Here is a 3,214-nt window from a genome sequence, read left to right on the forward strand (position 1 = left end):
TGCCGGTGTGGGGGGTGGCGCCGGTCTTTAAAAATGGCTTATCAAAATATGTTGTTCGTCGAGTAAGCCAATCGGCAGTATGGCTGCGGATGGATTTTTCTCACGCTGACGGTTCGGAATGTAAAGGGAGAACGGCTGAAGCCACAAATTTCTGAGATGATGGAAGGCTTTAGGAAACTGTTCCAGTACAAAAAAGTAAAGACCTCGGTTCTTGGGTTTTTCAGAGCTTTAGAGATTACCAAAAATCATGAAGAAGATACATACCATCCGCATTTTCATGTGTTGATACCAGTAAGGAAAAATTATTTTGGGAAAAATTATATTAAGCAGGCGGAGTGGACGAGCCTTTGGAAAAAGGCGATGAAATTGGATTACACTCCAATTGTCGATATTCGTCGAGTGAAAGGTAAAGCCAAGATTGACGCTGAACAGATTGAAAACGAAGTGCGGGAAGCGATGATGGAGCAAAAAGCTGTTCTCGAAATCTCTAAATATCCGGTTAAGGATACGGATGTTGTGCGCGGCAATAAGGTGACAGAAGACAATCTGAACACGGTGCTTTACTTGGATGATGCGCTGGCTGCCCGTAGATTGATCGGGTACGGCGGCATTTTAAAAGAGATACATAAAGAGTTGAACCTTGGTGATGCGGAGGATGGCGATCTGGTCAAGATTGAGGAAGAAGATGATGAGGTTGCAAATGGAGCGTTTGAGGTAATGGCTTACTGGCATCCGGGAATTAAAAATTACATAATCAAATAAAAAAGAGCAGATCTTAAAGGTCTGCTTTTCTATTTAGGAGGTTTGTTGTTCAGAATAGTTCGAAACACATTCTAATTCTGTGTGATAATTTTGCAATGTTGAAAATTGGTACTTTCTTAAAATATTTTCATCCCCTGTATTATAGGCTTGGACATAACGATTCACATATTTTTCAAAAGACTGGATTATACGGTTTTCTGAATTTACAATTTTTAAAAATTCATCTTGTGGAATTTTGAATGATCTATGTGAGACAAAACGAGGATCTGTAATTATTATTGCTTTTGTATAGTCTAATCCTTTTCTGTATTTCTTATTGTGTTGCGTGTAAATCTTTGTAGGAAAGTTTTCTTTATGTTTCATTTTGGAGCGTAAAGGGATAGCGAATTGGTATCCTTTTATTTCAATAATTAAAACACCATAAACTCGCACTTTGTCTTCAAGATTGCCATTTGAATTTTTATCTGCTATCTCTGTTAAATGGCTATGTTCGTCATAAAAGTCTTGTGTTAATTGATGCAATTTTATCTTCGCCATTGTTTTCCCCTTAAGTGATTTAAAAAATAAAAAAGACCTAGTAAAAATACTAGGTCTTTTTGAAATATCTTACAACATATTTTTTATCATTCGATGGGATTTCTTTTTTTAACGTGGGGCACTCCCTACCACCATTACATCTTTCATTAAGGATTTCTTTTTTTTACGAGGGGTTTCCTTTACCACCTGCATCTAAACATATTATATGTTGCGAATTCTTGAAAAGTCAAGGTACTAGCTGGATTTTTCAAGGATTCATTTTTATTTTACCTAAATCACTTGAAAAAATTCACATGATTTTTGTTTTGCCATGAACAATTACATAATTAAGTAAAGCAGACCCTTAAAGGTCTGCTTTACTATTTGACTAGCTTGGAAACGTTTGGTAGAAAGCAACAATGCCGATCACGCTTAACACAACTAGGATTCCTAGAATGCTCCACAATGTTACTTTTACACGCTTAGACATACCATGACCTCACTTTTTAGGCTCAATCAACGGTGAATTTCTTGTAAGTGCGTTTTCCATTTTTATCGCCGACGGCTTTGATAAATACGTTACCTAGAGTGATACCGATGTCTTTGATTGGCCCGATTTGATAATAGAAACTTCCTGAAACTGCTGCTTTGTTATCGCCTGTAACCCAAGCGTTCTTGCCGCCTGTATTTAAGCCTGTTCTTACTACTGGATTCAAGTTGCGGACTACTCTTGCATTTGAAGAGTTGATCTTTTTCACTTTTCCACCAGATACATTGTAGTTAACGGAAACTTTGTAAGTAGTCTGGGGTACTCCGAAAAACTTAACTGAGTTCTCGTAAGAAACGCCTTTGTCCCCCATAGCATTGATTGGGTCATCAACTACAACTTCGTTTTCTTCTATGTTGATAGGATCGATCTTTGTAAAGCTTTCCACAAATTTTTCCTGATCTTCTTTTGATAAGGCTTTAAAATCTTCAAGGATTTTTCCAGCTTCCATAACAGCTGACGATATGTACTCTGGAGATACACCGGCTGCTTTAGCTGCATCTGAATCGTAATTTGCGAGGTACTTTTCATAATCTTGGGGCGTATATTGACTCTTTACTTCTTCAGCAGAAGCTTCGCCTGAAGGCAATACTAATCCAAGTGTAACAAAACTGATAATCATAAACAGAATCCATTTCCTCATTTTCACACTCTCCCTTGTATGATTTTGGTACCGAATTCACGTTAACATAGCTTGTATCTGAATATGAATAAAATAACAATATTTCAAATAAATTGAATAAAAATTCCTATGAGGTTGAACTTTTGATTGCGGGCATTTTTGCGGTCTTTATAGTGTGCGAAATACAGATATATCAATGTCTTAATATCATTTTGATTGGGAAGATGGTTTTAAAAATAGAGAAAGTAGCTGCGTGTTGCCGCAGCATACTTTCTTTGATTGAAAATTTGACACATATAACAATTAGTTCATGTGTCAATTGCTGTGGAAGCAGCAAGGGTTTTTCTGATTTTCTGCCGATCTCTCATCGGCGGAAAAATCGGGTCGGCGGACAGCCGACAAGTGGCACGAACTTTCGATGCGATAGCGAGAATGAGAGAGCCACCAGCACCGCAGGTCGCACGTCCAAATTTGCCATGGGCATAATTTGGTGTAGTGCGTTACACCAAAGATAAACTTTGTGTTACCATAACCCCTATACAGTGGTCTGAATCGGGGGTTTTTCTCATGGCAAATTATGCGGTCATAAGGATGGAAAAATACAAAAAAGATAGATTGAATGGAACACAAAAACACAATCAGCGGGAGTTTCAAAAAAGCAAAAATGAAAATATAGATCGGGAGCGGACGCACTTAAATTATGATCTGGTGAACGAGAAACCGATTAGCTATTCAAAATAGGTTAAATAAAAAATTTGTGGGCGGGT

Annotated in this window: 4 protein-coding genes; 2 read left to right on the plus strand and 2 right to left on the minus strand. The window is 37.6% G+C overall.

What is annotated here, in order from left to right:
- Positions 1-93 precede the first annotated feature (93 nt).
- Positions 94-762, plus strand: a complete 669-nt coding sequence (locus ACFVGY_RS37695; RefSeq protein ID WP_385687093.1) for a protein rep — start codon at positions 94-96, stop codon at positions 760-762.
- A gap of 33 nt (positions 763-795) precedes the next feature.
- On the opposite strand, the gene tenpIN is transcribed toward ACFVGY_RS37695, so the two are convergent.
- Both tenpIN and ACFVGY_RS37705 read right to left on the minus strand, forming a co-directional pair.
- On the minus strand, positions 796-1,299 hold the full coding sequence (gene tenpIN, locus ACFVGY_RS37700) for a type III toxin-antitoxin system TenpIN family toxin (protein WP_385687090.1): 504 nt from the start codon (positions 1,297-1,299) through the stop codon (positions 796-798).
- A 491-nt stretch (positions 1,300-1,790) separates the two neighbouring features.
- A complete protein-coding gene (locus ACFVGY_RS37705) occupies positions 1,791-2,468 on the minus strand; it encodes a hypothetical protein (RefSeq protein WP_041332645.1) in 678 nt (225 codons plus the stop codon).
- Between the two features lie 546 nt (positions 2,469-3,014).
- Here ACFVGY_RS37705 and ACFVGY_RS37710 point away from each other — a divergent pair.
- Positions 3,015-3,188: a plasmid recombination protein gene (locus ACFVGY_RS37710; protein WP_385687096.1), complete on the plus strand. Its 174-nt coding sequence runs from the start codon at positions 3,015-3,017 to the stop codon at positions 3,186-3,188.
- The last annotated feature ends 26 nt before the right edge of the window (positions 3,189-3,214 follow it).

The organism is Streptomyces sp. NPDC127106 (assembly GCF_042677605.1).
Classification (GTDB): Bacteria; Actinomycetota; Actinomycetes; order Streptomycetales; family Streptomycetaceae; genus Streptomyces.

Excerpts from the sequence above, each read along its gene's own strand:
- ACFVGY_RS37705 (WP_041332645.1), bottom strand. The coding sequence starts at position 2,468 with ATGAGGAAATGGATTCTGTTTATGATTATCAGTTTTGTTACACTTGGA.
- ACFVGY_RS37710 (WP_385687096.1), top strand. The coding sequence starts at position 3,015 with ATGGCAAATTATGCGGTCATAAGGATGGAAAAATACAAAAAAGATAGA.
- tenpIN (WP_385687090.1), bottom strand. The coding sequence starts at position 1,299 with ATGGCGAAGATAAAATTGCATCAATTAACACAAGACTTTTATGACGAA.